Genomic DNA, 15228 nt, shown 5'->3' with positions numbered 1-15228 from the left:
CAGCTCATGATTGAGATGTGCGTTGTCATGATCTTTTGGTTTTTGCATGTGACGCGGTCAAAACAAGGAAATGCGCCGTCATGTCCCGCCCCAAATTCACGGACCTTACCCCTGAACAACAGGCAAAGTTTGGCAATGGCGTCGGCCCTGATTGGTTGTCCGACCGTTTGCGCAAATTGATCACCGAAACAGCTAGCTGGTTCTTCGACAAAGCCAGCTGGAAACACCATGACTTTGGCTATGTTGTGGGCGGTGACCGCTGGGATCGCGCACGCTGCGATTGGAAATTTTATGCAGCGATGTTGAAAGATGCCATGCGCCACAAGCAAAAATGGTTTCCCCTGACCGTGCCAATAGCGCTAATCCTGAGCACCGGTTTCTACGTTGCAGTTCGGATCGGTGGGCAATTTGGGTCTTTTGCCTATCGCAAAACCTATGCGTCCCTAGAGGAGGTTCTGTCCTCCGAGGATGCCAACTAAGGCAGCGAGCTTTGGTGGCGAACTCTCAACCCAATGGGGTCAACATCCGTCGAAACAGCGTTTCAACAAAGTCCGGTGCGGTGTCAAACGGGTCTTGCCCGGCCAGAACCGCGCGCACCTGCACGTCGAAATCGGCATAGTGCTGGGTCGTCGCCCAGATCGAAAAGATCAGATGATAAGGGTCTGATTTGGCAAGCCGGCCTGCATCCATCCACCCTTGGATCAAGGCGGCTTTTTCATCCATCAAGGTTTTGAGCGGCCCGGAGATCACCTCGCGGATATGTGGGGCGGCTTGGATCATTTCGGTCGCAAAAAGCCGACTTTCCCGCGGCATGTCGCGGCTCATATCCAATTTGCGGCGCACATAGGCCAGCAGCTCTTCGATCGGCTCGTCACTGTCGGACAGCTCGATCAAGGGCGCAATCCAGATGTCCAAAAGGCTTTCCAAAAGCTCTTTGTAGATCGCTTCTTTGCCCTCAAAATAGTAAATCACATTGGGTTTGGAGAGACCGGCGCGCGCCGCGATCTGATCCAATGTTGCCCCGCGCAATCCGTTTTCGGAAAACACATCCAAAGCCGCATCAAAAATCGCCTGTCGCTTTTCACGCTGGATGCGGGTGGTGCCCGTGGGGCGGGGTTTGGTCATAGGGTCGTCTCGCTAGCCTGTCTCGTCAATGCCCAGCCCGCGCAGGATGATGCCCCGCACATTGGCTTTGGCGTCCTGCCATTCTGCGTCATCTAACGGGCGCCCGCCATTCAAAGTTTCGATTTGATGTTGGAAATCTGCGTAGTGCTGCGTTGTGGACCAAATCATATAGAGCAAATGGCGCGGGTTGGTTTGGGCCATCAACCCATCATCAATCCAATGTTGGATGACCTCTATCCGCCCCTCGGTCCAACTTACCAAAACGTCTTCAAGATAATCCTGAATGACCGGTGCGCCATGCATCACCTCAGACGCCCAAACTTTGGACCCCATCGGGTGACGCCGCGAGATTTCCATCTTGGCATCAATATAACCGCCGATGCCTTCTGCGGGGCCGGATGATTCGTCAAATGCCTCGGCTGCTTGCAGCCAAATGTCGAAAATATTCGACACAACGCGACGATAGAGATCTTCTTTGGTTGAAAAATAATAATGAATATTTGCTTTTGGCAATCCCGACACATCGGCGATCAGCTGCATCGTCGCTCCGCCGAAGCCCGCCTCAGCAAACACTTTTTCCGCTGCCAAAAGGATTTGCTTTTCCTTTTCTTGGCGCCTCATTTTTGAGCCATTGCTATTGGACATAGCGCAAACACATCCTTTTTCAGAAATTTCTTGACCAAATGGTCAAGTAGTGCCGATAGTTGACCATATGGTCAGGGTGTGGCCGGTGCAAGCTTGGAGGGGCCTGCACTGTGTGTTCGCACCAACACAAGACCGCGACAAAGCAAAGGGGCTCGCCATGTCAAACATCTCCAACACTCGGATTGACGCTGATCGGCTGTGGGACAGCCTGATGGAGATGGCCAAAATTGGCCCCGGCATTGCGGGCGGCAACAATCGCCAGACATTGACGGACGAGGATGCCGAAGGGCGTGCCTTGTTCCAAAGCTGGTGTGAGGCCGTTGGTTGCACCATGGGTCTTGATCAGATGGGCAATATGTTTGCCCGATACGAGGGAACAGAGCCGGATTTGTTGCCGGTCTATGTTGGCTCGCATCTCGACACCCAACCGACGGGCGGCAAATATGACGGTGTGCTGGGCGTGCTCGGCGGCCTCGAAGTGATCCGCACCATGCATGAGCAAGGTATCAAAACCAAACACCCCATTGTTGTGACCAACTGGACCAACGAAGAGGGCACGCGGTACGCCCCGGCGATGTTGTCGTCGGGCGTATTTGCGGGCAAGCACACCCAAGATTGGGCCTATGACCGCGTTGATGCCGAGGGCAAGCGCTTTGGTGATGAGCTTGAGCGCATCGGTTGGAAAGGCGATGAAAAGGTCGGCGACCGTAAAATGCACGCCATGTTTGAGCTGCACATCGAACAAGGCCCGATTTTGGAAGCCGAGGGCAAAGACATTGGTGTTGTGACCCACGGACAGGGCTTGCGCTGGATCGAAGTCACTGTGACCGGCAAGGAAAGCCACACCGGGTCTACCCCGATGCACATGCGCAAAAACGCCGGTCGTGGTTTGGCACTGATCACCGAGCTGGTGCATGAAATCGCGATGAAGAACCAGCCCAACGCGGTTGGCGCCATTGGCCACATCGATGTCTATCCGAACTCGCGCAACATCATTCCGGGCAAAGTCGTCTTTACCGTCGATATGCGCACCCATTTGCTCGATAAACTGAACGGCATGGTGGATGAATTGATGGAAAAAGCCCCCAAGCTCTGCGAAGAAATCGGCGTGGAGTTCTCGGCTGAAATCGTTGGCCAGTTTAACCCACCGGCCTTTGACGAAGATTGCGTTGCCGCGATCCGCGAAGGGGCCGAAGTGATGGGCTATTCACATCGCGACATCATTTCCGGTGCGGGGCATGATGCTTGTTGGATCAACGACGTTGCACCCACGGCCATGGTCATGTGCCCCTGTGTCGATGGGCTGTCGCACAATGAAGCGGAAGAGATTTCCAAAGATTGGGCCGCCGCCGGGGCAAATGTCTTGATGCATGCGGTTCTGAAAACAGCTCAGGTTGTGGAGTAACCAACATGTCCGAAGATCTAACCCAGCCCGTGAATGTGACACTATCGCGGGCTGATGTTCTGATCCTCGGCGTGGCTTTGGACAAGTTGGGTGAGAGATTGCTCAAAGAGAATGAGGATAACAAGCCGCTGGTTCAAGCGCTTTGGAACCTCGACGCCGCGCTAGAAAGGGTCGACGACGACGCCTTTCGCGCGGATCATGGGAAATTACTGGCGCAGGCCAGAAACTTATACAGGGGGTATTTCGATGTCTAAGGTAATCAAAGGCGGCATGGTCTGTACTGCGGACCGCACCTACAAGGCGGATGTGCTGATCGAAGGCGAGGTGATCAAACAGATCGGCGAAGACCTTGTTGGCGATGAATATATCGACGCCGAAGGGGCCTATGTGATCCCCGGCGGGATCGACCCGCACACGCATTTGGAAATGCCGTTCATGGGCACCACCGCCGCCGAAACATTTGAATCCGGCACTTGGGCGGCGGCCACCGGTGGCACCACGATGATCGTTGATTTCTGCCTGCCGGGCGAAGATGGCAGCATCAAGAACGCCATCAACGAATGGCATCGCAAATCGGCCCCGCAAATTTGTAGCGACATCGGTTATCACATGGCGATCACCGGCTGGGACGAAAACGTCTTTAACGAGATGAAAGACGCCGTGGATATGGGCGTCAACAGCTTCAAGCATTTCATGGCCTACAAAGGCGCGTTGATGATTGAAGATGATGAAATGTTTGCCTCGTTCAAACGCTGTGCCGAACTTGGTGCCCTGCCGATGGTGCATGCGGAAAACGGCGACTTGGTGGCCGAGCTGCAGACCAAATATTTCAACGAAGGCATCACCGGCCCCGAGGGTCACGCTTATAGCCGTCCACCGGAATTGGAGGGCGAGGCCGCCAACCGCGCGATCACCATCGCCGACGCGGCGGGTGTGCCGCTCTACATCGTGCATGTGTCTTGTGAGCAAGCACATGAGGCAATCCGCCGGGCCCGTCAAAAGGGCATGCGCGTTTATGGTGAGCCGCTGATCCAGTTCCTGACCTTGGATGAAAGCGAGTATTTCAACAAGGATTGGGACCACGCCGCGCGCCGGGTTATGTCGCCTCCGTTCCGCTCCAAGGACCATCAACAAAGCCTTTGGGCCGGGTTGCAATCGGGGTCTTTGCAGGTGGTTGCGACCGATCACGCCGCCTTTACCACCGCTCAAAAACGCGCGGGCAAAGACGATTTCCGCATCATTCCCAATGGCTCAAACGGGCTAGAGGAACGTCTTGCCGTGCTTTGGACCGAAGGGGTTGAAACGGGTCGTCTGACGCCAAATGAATTTGTCGCGGCGACCTCGACCAATGTGGCGAAAATCCTCAATATCTATCCGAAGAAAGGGGCGATTGTTGAAGGCGCGGATGCGGATATCGTTGTTTGGGACCCGAAGATTTCCAAAACGATCACCCCTGCCAACCATCATTCGGTGTTGGATTACAACGTGTTCGAGGGTTTTGAAGTCAAAGCCCAATCCCGGTACACCCTAAGCCGAGGTGAAGTGATCTGGGCCTGGGGCCAAAACAGCCAACCCCAACCGGGCCGTGGCCGTTTCGTCCCGCGCCCTGCGTTTACCTCGGCACAAAAGGCGCTCAGCCAGTGGAAGGCGTTGAACACACCGCGCAAGATCGATCGTAACCCACAAAACATTCCGGCTGGGATCTAAAGTATGAAACCCGCACTGATCACCGGAGCGTTTCTGACGACATCCCTTGTGGCGCTTTTGATTTCTTCGGTGGTGGTCGGGTTTTTGAACGATTCAATTAACGGCGTCGGAAGCCTGTCGGAGACCCTTGCCGTAGGTGTCGCCGTAGCGATCAGAGCTTTGCCTTTCTGGATGTTGCTGGCATTTCCTATCTTTGCGGCCCTTCGTGCTTTCGCTGTATGGAAGTCAAAGGAAAGCCTTCTGGTTTTTGGGGCCATAGGGGCGCTTATTACCGTGGTACTGCTCTTGCCGATCAACCTTACTCTAGCTTTGTCTCAGACAAGCCTAGACTGGTTTGGAACGGTTATTGTTGTTTTGAGTGGAGTGGCTTCAGGGTGCCTTCAATGGTGGTTGGAACAAAAATGGTTCGTGATCGAACCACGATACATATGAACGGAATGGAACAAAAATGACGACCGTCATACAGGCAAAGAACCTGGACCTGACCTATCAGACCAATGATGGGCCGGTGGATGCGCTTAAGGGCGTTGATCTGGACATCAACAAGGGTGATTTCGTGAGCTTTATCGGCCCGTCGGGCTGTGGAAAAACCACGTTTTTGCGTGCGATTGCCGATTTGGAGCAACCAACCGGCGGCACATTGACCGTGAATGGTATGACGCCGGAACAGGCGCGGCAATCGCGGGCCTATGGCTATGTGTTTCAGGCGGCTGGCCTATACCCTTGGCGCACGATTGGCGGCAATATCCGCCTGCCGCTTGAGATTATGGGCTATCCGAAATCCGATATGGCCAAACGGGTCGAAGAGGTTCTTGAGCTTGTCCACCTTGATGGGTTTGAGAAAAAGTTCCCTTGGCAATTGTCGGGTGGCATGCAGCAACGTGCCAGCATTGCCCGCGCCTTGGCCTTTGACGCCGACATCCTGTTGATGGACGAACCCTTTGGCGCGCTTGACGAAATTGTGCGCGACCATCTGAACGAACAGCTTTTGGAACTTTGGGCACGCACCAACAAGACCATCGGTTTTGTCACCCACTCTATCCCTGAAGCGGTTTACCTCAGCACCAAGATCGTGGTGATGAGCCCGCGTCCGGGCCGCATCACAGATGTCATCGAAAGCCCGCTGCCGCGAGAACGGCCTTTGGACATTCGTGACACGCCTGAGTTCCTCGAAATTGCGCATCGTGTGCGCGAAGGTCTGCGCGAGGGGCATGCGTATGACGATTGATATGACACAGCGGAGGGCGACGGCATGAGCATTGCGAACATGACGTGGCTTTTCGCGACGATGGTTGTCTTGTTGACGGCCACATCGTTTTTGCGCGCCTATGTGGATCATGCGGCCGTGTGGATGATTGCCCTCGCGCTAACGCTCTATTCGGTTGGCAATCTCATGATGATACCATTGTTACGCGGGGAAGGCATGGCCGTCGCCATTTCCATCGCCTCGGTGATGCAATTGGTGATGGCAAATGCCGTGGCGGTGGCGGTTTTCGGCGAACGTCCGACGCCTCAGCAATGGGCAGGCATCGCCTTGGGCGTGGTTGCGGTCTTTTTGATCGTCACCGCAAAAGGAGAGAGCGCATGAAATCCATCATTCCCGTGCTGACGGTTGTCGCTGCGATCTTTGCGCTTTGGTATGCCTTTGCGGTGGTTTTGAACGCTGGCTGGGCCTATTCCAAGGCCGAACGCGCCGGCGTTGATTTGTCCTTTACCGAAATGGTCAAAGATACGATGAAACAGGAAAAACCGCGTCTTCCGGCCCCCCATCAGGTGGGCGTGGAAATCTGGAAAACCACAGCTGAAAAGAAAGTGACCTCAAAGCGGTCATTGATCTATCACGGCTGGATCACCTTGCAGGCCACGGCGCTGGGCTTTGCCTTTGGTGTTGGCCTTGGCATCTTGTTGGCGGTGTGCATCGTCTATTTCAAAGTGATCGATATGTCGGTCATGCCTTGGATCATCGCAAGCCAAACGGTGCCCATCTTGGCGATTGCGCCGATGATCGTGGTGGTTTTGGCGGCGATGCAGGTCAATGATATCGTCGCCAAGGGCGTGATCTCGATGTACCTAAGCTTTTTCCCGATTGTTGTCGGAATGGTCAAAGGGTTGCGTAGCCCCGATACGATGCTTTTGGATCAGATGAAAACCTATAGCGCCTCGTCGTCACAGGCGTTTTGGAAACTGCGCTTGCCTGCCTCGACACCCTATCTCTTTGCCTCGCTCAAAGTTGGCGTCGCTGCCAGTCTGATCGGAGCGGTGGTTGCGGAATTGTCGCTAAGCCAGAACGGTGGTCTTGGCGCGCGCCTTTTGGCAGGGAGCTATTACGGACAGACAATTCAGATCTGGTCGGCCCTTTTGGCGGCGGCAACTTTGGCGGCGTTGATGGTCTTTGCCCTAAGCGCGATTGAAAAAGTCACGCTGAAACGTATGGGGATGTCGCAATGATCTGGATTATCGCAAGCCTGTTATTCTGGGTCGTGGCCATTGCCATCAACGTGCATTTGGTGCGCCACAAGGTGCCCGGCGCATCCTTCCTCGTGCCGATTATCTTTGGTGTGACGATCCTTGTCCTCTGGGAAGGGATGGTGCGGGGCTTTAACATCAGCCCGGTGCTCCTGCCGCCGCCCTCGGCCGTTGGTGTGGCCCTCGTCAGCAAGACCGACATCCTGTTGCAGGACCTTGTTCAGACCTTCTTTAAGGGTGCACTTACCGGCTATGCCATGGGGTGTGGCTCGGCGATCCTGATCGCGATTGCCATCGATCGCTCGGCCTTTCTTCAGCGCGGATTGCTTCCCGTCGGCAACTTTATCGCCGCCTTGCCGATTGTTGGCCTCGCGCCGATTATGGTGATGTGGTTTGGGTTTGACTGGCATTCCAAGGCCGCCGTTGTGGTGGCGATGGTATTCTTTCCGGTGCTGGTCAATACCGTGCAAGGGTTGCAAGCCACCGATCACATGCAGCGTGATTTGATGCGCACCTATGCCGCTGGCTATGTCCCGACATTGCTCAAATTGCGCTTGCCCGCTGCGATGCCGTTTATCTTTAACGGTCTGAAAATCGCCACCACGCTGGCGCTGATTGGTGCGATTGTGGCGGAGTTCTTTGGCTCTCCGATCAAGGGGATGGGCTTTCGAATTTCGACCGAGGTCGGGCGTTTGTCGCTCGATATGGTCTGGGCGGAAATCACCGTCGCGGCAATCTTGGGGTCGGGGTTCTACGGTTTGGTCGCTTTGTTGGAAAAACGCATGACCTTCTGGCATCCCTCGCAAAGGAAAACGCGATGAGCGATCTGATCCAGCATTACGTGCCGGTGTTCCGGTACTATCTGGATCGGATTGACGATCTGGCGGGCAAAGCGACCGCCGATCAACTTGCTGAACGTCTGACACCAGATAGTTTTTCAGCGCTTGAGAATTTTGGCATTGCGCAGGGCTATGTCTTGCGCAGCCTATGTCCCTTAGCAGGGCAACCCGTTCCGGATTTGCCAGATGCCGCTGACCCAAAAACGCTTGTTGGGCGGGGGCAAGAAGTGCGCGCCCATCTTGACAGACTTGAGGGCGTGTCTGCCCAAAACACCGGCAAGATTAACCATGTTGCGGGAAAAGCCACGCTGGATCAGGACCCTTACGACTATATTGCGCTTTACGGGGCCCCAAATTTCTTCTTCCATATGAACATGGGCTACGCGATCCTGCGCAGCGTCGGAGGAGCGATTGGCAAAGGCGATTTTGATGGATTTCACAGCTACCCATCCGGGTTTAGCTTTGTCACTGGCGATCAGGGGCAAACCCCTGAACCCGCCCAATAACAATAAGATAATAAAGATAACAAAGACAGCAAGGAGACTGACATGAACACATTTTTGAAAACAGCCCTAGCCAGCGTGGTCGCGATGAGCGCCAGCATGGCACAGGCCGCAGATGACGTAACGCTTCAGCTGAAATGGGTCACTCAAGCCCAGTTCGCCGGTTATTTCGTCGCTCAGGAAAAAGGCTTTTATGGCGACGAAGACCTGAACGTCACCATCAAGCCCGGTGGCCCCGATGTGGCCCCGGCGCAGGTCATCGCCGGTGGCGGTGCCGACGTTGTTCTGGACTGGATGCCTTCGGCCTTGGCCTCGCGCGAAAAGGGTTTGAACCTTGTAAACATCGCCCAGCCCTTTGCCAGCTCGGGCATGATGCTGACCTGCCGCAAAGACACCGGCATCACCAGCCCAGAAGATTTCGCCGGTAAAACACTTGGCGTTTGGTTCTTTGGCAACGAATACCCCTTCCTTAGCTGGATGAGCCAGATCGGCCTGTCGACCGATGGTGGTGATGGCGGTGTGACCGTTCTCAAACAGGGCTTTAACGTCGATCCTCTGTTGCAGGGGCAAGCCGCCTGTATCTCGACCATGACCTACAATGAATACTGGCAGGTTATTGATGCGGGTCTGACCGAGGAAGACCTCGTGACCTTCAAATACGAAGACATGGGTGTCGCGACGCTTGAAGACGGCATGTATGTGCTTCAGGAAAACCTCGATGATCCAGCCTTCAAAGACAAGATGGTGCGCTTTGTACGTGCCTCGATGAAAGGCTGGAAATACGCCGAGGAGAATCCAGACGAAGCCGCGGAAATCGTTTTGGAAAATGATGCTACCGGTGCTCAGACCGAAAAGCATCAGCAACGTATGATGCGTGAGATCGCCAAGTTGACTGCGGGTTCGACCGGCAAGTTGAACGAGGCGGATTACGAGCGTACCGTTCAAACTCTGCTCAAGGGTGGCTCTGATCCTGTGATCACCGCAACACCCGAAGGCGCGTGGACGCATATGATCACCGATGCGGCCTTGAAATAAACCTGACTTCACGAAAGTCTGGCTGGGCGTCCCCAATCGGGGCGCCCTTTTTTAATGCAAAGGCGAGCGGCCATGAACAAACATGTGGTGATTATCGGGGCGGGGATTGTCGGCGTGTCGACGGCGATATGGCTGCGTCGGGCCGGGGCCCGCGTCACCTTGGTCGACAAGGCCGATCCGGGGCAGGGGACGTCCTATGGCAATGCCGGTGTCTTGGCCTCTTGCGCCATTGTCCCCGTGACCGAACCGGGGTTGATCACCAAGGCACCGGGGTATTTGTTAAACCCCAACTCTCCACTGTTTATGCGTTGGTCGTATTTGCCGAAACTGGCCCCGTGGCTGTTCAAATTTATGCGACACGCCAATGACACGGACACACGGCGGATCACATCGGCCTTAACCGCGTTGATTGGTGACAGCGTCGACCAACACCTAAGCCTAACCGAAGACCTGCCGGGTGCGCGCGCCTTTGTACATCCGTCGGATTATGTTTTTGCCTATGGGGCGCGATCGGATTTTGACAAGGAAAGCTATGGCTGGGGCTTGCGTCGTGACAATGGCTTTGTGCCTGAGCTGATCGAAGGCCAAGCCGTTCAGGAATATGACCCGGCCTATGGCCCGGCCATCAAATGTCTGGCGCTGATGAAAGAGCACGGGTTTATCAGCGATCCGGGCAATTACGTCGCCGCCTTGGCCTCGGCGCTCTCCGAAATGGGCAGCGAGATTCGCCAAAGTGAGGTTCAGGACGTCACGCTAAACGCCGGACAGGTGCAGCAGGTTGAGACCAGTGATGGGCCAATCGCCTGCGACGCCGTTGTTTTGGCCGCGGGAATTTGGTCGGGGCCGTTGATGCGCAAACTTGGTCTCCCTCCACCCCTTGAAAGCGAACGGGGTTATCATGTGGTGTTTCAGGAGGCGGAAGGCGCACCGAAAGTACCAACGATGATTTCTGCCGGGAAATTTGTCGCCACCCCGATGCGCGCCGGGATGCGCTGTGCCGGGATTGTTGAGTTTGGCGGGGTTGAGGCCGGGCCATCGGATGCGCCCTTTGCATTGCTGCGGCGCAAGATGAAAGAGGCGCTTCCGGGCGTGACATGGCGTGGCGAAGAAACATGGATGGGGCATCGCCCGACTTTGGCCGATAGCCTGCCGATGATTGGCGAACTTTCAGCCAAGGGTGTTTTCGCCGGGTTTGGTCACCAACATATCGGCTTGACCGGTGGGCCGAAAACCGGACGCATTTTGGCGGGGATTATTCTGGGTCAGCCTTTGAACACCGACGTGAGCGCCTTTACCCCGCAGCGTTTTAACGGGAGAATTTAAGCAAGGGCGCTAGGACCTTGCCTTATGACAAGGGGGCGGGGGCAGCCCCCTCTGAAGCCTTTGACTTCATTCACCCCCCGGATATTTGAGGAAAGAAGAAGCCGTGAACGGCGCTCGGTTTTGCCATGACAGACCATAGAGACAGTGCCATTTCATGGGACGCTGGCAGAATTTCGTTTTAAGCGCTGTATTGAAAGCCCAGCTCAGGCAAGCCGTCGATGGACACAACGCAAGTGTCGCCCGGTTCTAGCGCACCCACACCGGCAGGCGTACCGGTCATGATCAAATCACCAGCTTCCAGAGCCACATAGGTCGACAGGATCGAAATCACCTCAGGAACAGACCAGATCATATCCGCCAGATCGCCGTGCTGCTTCTCTTCTCCGTTCACCGCAAGGGTGATGGTGCCTTTTTCGAAGTGTCCAGTTTTGGCCACCGGGTACACCGGTCCGATCAAAGCCGATTGATCAAACCCCTTGGCCATATCCCAAGGACGGCCCATCTTTTTGGCCTCGGCCTGCATATCACGACGGGTTAGATCATTGCCGGTCGCATAGCCCCAGACATGGTTTAGGGCATCGGCCTCGGAGATATCCGCGCCGCCACTGCCCAAGCACACAACCAATTCGGCTTCGTAATGCAGGTTTTGCGTCCGACTGGGAAAAGGCAGTGATTGCCCGCCTGCCACAACTGCATCCGCCGGTTTGGTGAAAAAGAACGGTGGTTCACGATCCGGGTCTTTGCCCATTTCGCGAGCGTGGGCGGCGTAGTTGCGACCGACACAGAAAATGCGCCGAACAGGAAAACGGGCGTCGTCCCCGGCGACCGCAAGCGACGCGGTTGGGGCTGGGTCAAAAACAAAAGACATGCACGGGCCTTTCCATTTCAAAGAAAAGGCCCCGAGCCGAAGCTGGGGCCTTAATAGGTGTGTATCGCCTAAGGGCACAGGGTCAAGACCGCGCGCCCGCGTGATCAGCGGATCACAAAGACGGATTGTGTGGCATGGCGCACCACACGGGCCGAGTTGGGCCCAACAAGATAGTCTTTGAGTTCAGGGCTATGCGCCCCAATCACAATCGCATCGGCTCCAACCGAATTGGCGAACTTGATGATCTGGTCATAGATTGTGCCCTGACCAACGTGCAGAACGGTTTGCAGCTCCGCCGGGATCACATCCTCACCCCATTTCGCCAAAGCTTGCGCCGCCTCGGCCTTGATCTGATCGGTGTGATCTTTGGGCAAGGACATGCTGACCACGGGCATGCCGGTGTCTGGCAAGACCGTAAGGACATGCAGCTCTGCCCCATTGGTCTGTGCCAGTTGGATCGCCGCATCCGCGGTGCGCCGTTTGCCTTTGCTCTGGTTAAGGTCGACAGCTAGTAGGATTTTCTCAAACATGGGTCTTCCTCACTTAGAACGCGGGTTGGGTGGCGCGTGGTCGCTGGATCATGATGACCCCAAGCAACAACAAAAGCGCCGGGATAAAGAACAGCTCTTTGGGCATGCGGTCATTTTCGACCTGAACCATGGTCACAACAACCGGGTCGTCACCATAGTAGTCATACTCAGACCCGATGGTGCCAAAGTGCGGCGTGCCGGGGAAGGGTTCCTCGAGCAGCAGCTTGCCATCTTCTTCGATCACGGTCAGGCCTTGGGCCTGCAAGGCTGCCATGGCATCGCCGTTGATTGCCGGTACCGTCACGGTGGTTGGGCGCACAATTGCGGTGTCAAAGTCTGGGCCAGCAACGGTCAAGCGCACCAATTGATCGCTTGGCGCACCATCCATCAATGTGATGCCGGCTGGGCCTTCTGCTGCGGTGTATTTTGGGCTGACCTGATCAAGGAAGAAGTCGGGCCTAAACAGCATGAAAGCGATAAAGAGCAAGGCTGCGCTTTCCCATTTGCGCGATTTGGCAAAGAAATACCCTTGGGTCGCGGCGGCAAAGATCAGCATCGCAATGAGCGAGATGAAGAACACCAACACCGCCTTGCCAAAGCCGACATCGATCAACAACAGGTCGGTGTTGAAGATGAACATAAACGGCAACAAAGCGGTTCGGATGTCATAGCCAAAGCCTTGGATACCAGTTTTGATTGGGTCGCCGCGAGAGATTGCCGCCGCAGCGTAGGCGGCAAGCCCCACGGGCGGGGTATCATCCGCTAAGATCCCGAAATAGAACACAAACATGTGCACCGCGATCAAGGGAACGATAAGGCCGGATTGCGCGCCAACCGAGACGATGACCGGGGCCATCAGGCTAGACACAACGATGTAGTTTGCCGTGGTCGGCAGACCCATCCCGAGGATCAGCGATAGCACTGCGACAAGCAACAACAGGATGATCAGGTTGCCGCCAGCGATGGTTTCAATCACCTGACCAATGACCTGATGCGCGCCGGTGAGGCTAATGGTGCCAACGATGACACCGGCGGCCCCGGTGGCGACGCCGATCCCAATCATATTGCGCGCGCCTAAGATCAGACCTTGGACAAAGTCCCCCCATCCGGCAACGAGTTCGGCTGCATGACCTTCGCCGCGAAAGAACGCTTTGAGGGGGCGATGGGTGAGCGCCACGATGATCATAAAGATCGTGGCCCAAAAGGCCGAGAGGGCAGGGGACAGACGTTCAAGACTGTCGGTGCGCACCATCAGGTTCCAGACCAAAATGAAGATCGGCAGCGAGAAGTAAAGACCGCCCAACAAGGTGGGGGTCAAACGCGGCGCGGCCGGGACCGGTGCGTTTGGATCATCCATTTCGAGATCAGGATATTTGGCGGCGATTGCGACAAGGAACACATATATGACCGCGACAAGGGCCACGGCGGCATAAATTGAATCGCCCAGAACCGGGTCCAGAATGGCGCGCAACCCAATCATCAGGAATGTGCAGATGCCAAGGAAAATGAAGCCTGACAAGAACAGGATCATGATCATGATGACACCGATCTTGCGGCCTTCTTTCTTGAGCCCCTCAAGACCCATTTTCAGGCTTTCGAGATGCACAATATAGAGCAACGCGATGTAGGAAATCACCGCCGGAAGAAAGGCGTGTTTGACCACGTCGATATAGGGAATGTTGACGTATTCGACCATCAAGAACGCCGCCGCGCCCATCACGGGCGGGGTGAGCTGACCATTGGTGGAAGAGGCCACTTCGACAGCGCCGGCTTTTTCAGCCGGGAAGCCGATGCGCTTCATCAGCGGGATAGTGAAGGTGCCAGTGGTTACTGTGTTGGCGATCGAAGACCCGGAAATCATGCCGGTCATCATCGAAGAGAGAACCGAGGCTTTCGCAGGGCCGCCACGCAGGGCACCAAGCAAAGAGATCGCGACCTTGATGAACCAGTTGCCACCGCCCGCGCGATCAAGCAACGCGCCAAATAGCACGAAGAGGAAGATCATCGTGGTCGAGACACCTAGGGCAACGCCAAACACGCCTTCGGTCTGCATCCAGTAATGGCCAAGTGCCTTGGACAGGGATGCACCGCCATAGTTGGTGATGTTGCGCGCCCATTCCGAATAGCCGCCAAAGAAGGCAAAGAGCACAAAAGAAGAGGCGATGATAACCAGAGGTAAGCCAAGGGAACGGTAGACCGAGATCATCAAAACGCCCATGCCAATGGCCGACATGGTGATGTCTGTTGTGCTCCAAAGGCCGGGGCGATCCGCAATTTGGTGTCGGAAAACAACGAGGTAGAGGCAAGAGGAGACGCCAAGGATAACTAGCGCCCAGTCATAGGCGGGAATGCGATCCTTGGGCGAAGATGCGGTAAGCGGGAAGGCCAGAGTGGCCAACATGATGGCAAAGGCCAAGTGCACGTAACGGGCCTGTGCGACGATATTGGCAAAGATGTTCATGCCGGTGGCCTGGGCTACAACACCGGGCACTTTGGAGGCGATATAGAGCTGAAATAGGGACCAGACGATGCAGGTTCCGATAATCAGTTTGGCCTGCCATGCGATGGACGGGTTGCGCGCGCCGGTATCGGCCTCGGCAACCATATCGTCCGCGCTGCGGGCAACTTGGCTTTCGTCAGTCATAAATGTCCCCTGTCGAAATTTGTGTTGGAACGGTGCGGCGAGGCCCCAAAATCCATGCATGGATTTTGTAAATTCCGTGCACGGAATTTGTGCGCGGGTTGAGAGGTCACTTGCTACGCCAAGGTCCGGATACGTTGC

General features: G+C 55.6%; 17 protein-coding genes. 12 read left to right on the top strand and 5 right to left on the bottom strand.

The features are described from left to right. Positions 1-80: 80 nt before the first annotated feature. A complete protein-coding gene (locus Q1A43_RS11855; RefSeq protein WP_299935349.1) occupies positions 81-479 on the top strand; it encodes a hypothetical protein in 399 nt (132 codons plus the stop codon). A gap of 25 nt (positions 480-504) precedes the next feature. On the opposite strand, the gene Q1A43_RS11850 is transcribed toward Q1A43_RS11855, so the two are convergent. Together Q1A43_RS11850 and Q1A43_RS11845 are read right to left on the bottom strand one after the other, a co-directional pair. Then, complete coding sequence (locus Q1A43_RS11850) at positions 505-1125, bottom strand: TetR family transcriptional regulator C-terminal domain-containing protein (protein ID WP_299935346.1); 621 nt, start codon at positions 1123-1125, stop codon at positions 505-507. 12 nt (positions 1126-1137) lie between these two features. Continuing rightward, on the bottom strand, positions 1138-1746 hold the full coding sequence (locus tag Q1A43_RS11845; RefSeq protein ID WP_299935343.1) for a TetR/AcrR family transcriptional regulator: 609 nt from the start codon (positions 1744-1746) through the stop codon (positions 1138-1140). A 181-nt stretch (positions 1747-1927) separates the two neighbouring features. Here Q1A43_RS11845 and Q1A43_RS11840 point away from each other — a divergent pair, with 181 nt between their 5' ends. The 11 genes from Q1A43_RS11840 to Q1A43_RS11790 all read left to right on the top strand — a co-directional run bounded on the left by Q1A43_RS11840 (position 1928) and on the right by Q1A43_RS11790 (position 11048). After that, positions 1928-3175: a Zn-dependent hydrolase gene (locus Q1A43_RS11840; protein WP_299925813.1), complete on the top strand. Its 1248-nt coding sequence runs from the start codon at positions 1928-1930 to the stop codon at positions 3173-3175. 5 nt (positions 3176-3180) lie between these two features. Then, positions 3181-3429: a hypothetical protein gene (locus Q1A43_RS11835; protein ID WP_299925811.1), complete on the top strand. Its 249-nt coding sequence runs from the start codon at positions 3181-3183 to the stop codon at positions 3427-3429. Then, a complete protein-coding gene (hydA, locus tag Q1A43_RS11830; protein ID WP_299935340.1) occupies positions 3422-4882 on the top strand; it encodes a dihydropyrimidinase in 1461 nt (486 codons plus the stop codon). Before Q1A43_RS11835 ends, hydA begins: the two co-directional genes overlap by 8 nt. 3 nt (positions 4883-4885) lie before the next feature. Then, positions 4886-5314, top strand: a complete 429-nt coding sequence (locus Q1A43_RS11825; RefSeq protein ID WP_299935336.1) for a hypothetical protein — start codon at positions 4886-4888, stop codon at positions 5312-5314. A 16-nt stretch (positions 5315-5330) separates the two neighbouring features. Then, positions 5331-6110, top strand: a complete 780-nt coding sequence (locus Q1A43_RS11820; RefSeq protein WP_299935334.1) for an ABC transporter ATP-binding protein — start codon at positions 5331-5333, stop codon at positions 6108-6110. 24 nt (positions 6111-6134) lie between these two features. Next, entirely contained in the window at positions 6135-6470 is a 336-nt protein-coding gene (locus Q1A43_RS11815) for a hypothetical protein (protein ID WP_299925803.1), read from the top strand. Beyond that, on the top strand, positions 6467-7330 hold the full coding sequence (locus Q1A43_RS11810) for an ABC transporter permease (RefSeq protein ID WP_299925799.1): 864 nt from the start codon (positions 6467-6469) through the stop codon (positions 7328-7330). Before Q1A43_RS11815 ends, Q1A43_RS11810 begins: the two co-directional genes overlap by 4 nt. Continuing rightward, the gene (locus Q1A43_RS11805; protein ID WP_299935331.1) at positions 7327-8169 is read left to right on the top strand and encodes an ABC transporter permease; all 843 of its coding nucleotides are present in this window, start codon (positions 7327-7329) and stop codon (positions 8167-8169) included. Before Q1A43_RS11810 ends, Q1A43_RS11805 begins: the two co-directional genes overlap by 4 nt. After that, on the top strand, positions 8166-8693 hold the full coding sequence (locus Q1A43_RS11800; RefSeq protein WP_299935328.1) for a DUF1993 family protein: 528 nt from the start codon (positions 8166-8168) through the stop codon (positions 8691-8693). Before Q1A43_RS11805 ends, Q1A43_RS11800 begins: the two co-directional genes overlap by 4 nt. 42 nt (positions 8694-8735) lie before the next feature. Then, entirely contained in the window at positions 8736-9725 is a 990-nt protein-coding gene (locus Q1A43_RS11795; RefSeq protein WP_299935325.1) for an ABC transporter substrate-binding protein, read from the top strand. Positions 9726-9797: 72 nt separating this feature from the next. Continuing rightward, positions 9798-11048: an FAD-binding oxidoreductase gene (locus tag Q1A43_RS11790; RefSeq protein ID WP_299935323.1), complete on the top strand. Its 1251-nt coding sequence runs from the start codon at positions 9798-9800 to the stop codon at positions 11046-11048. Between the two features lie 178 nt (positions 11049-11226). On the opposite strand, the gene Q1A43_RS11785 is transcribed toward Q1A43_RS11790, so the two are convergent. The 3 genes from Q1A43_RS11785 to Q1A43_RS11775 form a co-directional block, all read right to left on the bottom strand. Next, on the bottom strand, positions 11227-11916 hold the full coding sequence (locus Q1A43_RS11785; RefSeq protein ID WP_299935321.1) for a fumarylacetoacetate hydrolase family protein: 690 nt from the start codon (positions 11914-11916) through the stop codon (positions 11227-11229). A 104-nt stretch (positions 11917-12020) separates the two neighbouring features. Then, positions 12021-12446, bottom strand: coding sequence for a universal stress protein (locus tag Q1A43_RS11780; protein WP_299925781.1), 426 nt, complete (start codon positions 12444-12446; stop codon positions 12021-12023). 13 nt (positions 12447-12459) lie between these two features. Next, positions 12460-15090 carry a TRAP transporter permease gene (locus Q1A43_RS11775; protein ID WP_299925778.1) on the bottom strand — a complete coding sequence of 877 codons (2631 nt, stop codon included), beginning with the start codon at positions 15088-15090 and terminating at the stop codon, positions 12460-12462. Between the last annotated feature and the right edge of the window lie 138 nt (positions 15091-15228).

The organism is uncultured Pelagimonas sp. (genome assembly GCF_947498515.1).
Lineage (GTDB): Bacteria > Pseudomonadota > Alphaproteobacteria > Rhodobacterales > Rhodobacteraceae > Pelagimonas.
This window is presented reverse-complemented; position numbering and strand designations above follow the sequence as displayed.

Bases quoted from the DNA above. Each gene is read 5' to 3' on its own strand.
- Q1A43_RS11855 (WP_299935349.1), top strand. From the start codon at position 81: ATGTCCCGCCCCAAATTCACGGACCTTACCCCTGAACAACAGGCAAAG.
- Q1A43_RS11850 (WP_299935346.1), bottom strand. From the start codon at position 1,125: ATGACCAAACCCCGCCCCACGGGCACCACCCGCATCCAGCGTGAAAAG.
- Q1A43_RS11845 (WP_299935343.1), bottom strand. From the start codon at position 1,746: ATGAGGCGCCAAGAAAAGGAAAAGCAAATCCTTTTGGCAGCGGAAAAA.
- Q1A43_RS11840 (WP_299925813.1), top strand. From the start codon at position 1,928: ATGTCAAACATCTCCAACACTCGGATTGACGCTGATCGGCTGTGGGAC.
- Q1A43_RS11835 (WP_299925811.1), top strand. From the start codon at position 3,181: ATGTCCGAAGATCTAACCCAGCCCGTGAATGTGACACTATCGCGGGCT.
- hydA (WP_299935340.1), top strand. From the start codon at position 3,422: ATGTCTAAGGTAATCAAAGGCGGCATGGTCTGTACTGCGGACCGCACC.
- Q1A43_RS11825 (WP_299935336.1), top strand. From the start codon at position 4,886: ATGAAACCCGCACTGATCACCGGAGCGTTTCTGACGACATCCCTTGTG.
- Q1A43_RS11820 (WP_299935334.1), top strand. From the start codon at position 5,331: ATGACGACCGTCATACAGGCAAAGAACCTGGACCTGACCTATCAGACC.
- Q1A43_RS11815 (WP_299925803.1), top strand. From the start codon at position 6,135: ATGAGCATTGCGAACATGACGTGGCTTTTCGCGACGATGGTTGTCTTG.
- Q1A43_RS11810 (WP_299925799.1), top strand. From the start codon at position 6,467: ATGAAATCCATCATTCCCGTGCTGACGGTTGTCGCTGCGATCTTTGCG.
- Q1A43_RS11805 (WP_299935331.1), top strand. From the start codon at position 7,327: ATGATCTGGATTATCGCAAGCCTGTTATTCTGGGTCGTGGCCATTGCC.
- Q1A43_RS11800 (WP_299935328.1), top strand. From the start codon at position 8,166: ATGAGCGATCTGATCCAGCATTACGTGCCGGTGTTCCGGTACTATCTG.
- Q1A43_RS11795 (WP_299935325.1), top strand. From the start codon at position 8,736: ATGAACACATTTTTGAAAACAGCCCTAGCCAGCGTGGTCGCGATGAGC.
- Q1A43_RS11790 (WP_299935323.1), top strand. From the start codon at position 9,798: ATGAACAAACATGTGGTGATTATCGGGGCGGGGATTGTCGGCGTGTCG.
- Q1A43_RS11785 (WP_299935321.1), bottom strand. From the start codon at position 11,916: ATGTCTTTTGTTTTTGACCCAGCCCCAACCGCGTCGCTTGCGGTCGCC.
- Q1A43_RS11780 (WP_299925781.1), bottom strand. From the start codon at position 12,446: ATGTTTGAGAAAATCCTACTAGCTGTCGACCTTAACCAGAGCAAAGGC.
- Q1A43_RS11775 (WP_299925778.1), bottom strand. From the start codon at position 15,090: ATGACTGACGAAAGCCAAGTTGCCCGCAGCGCGGACGATATGGTTGCC.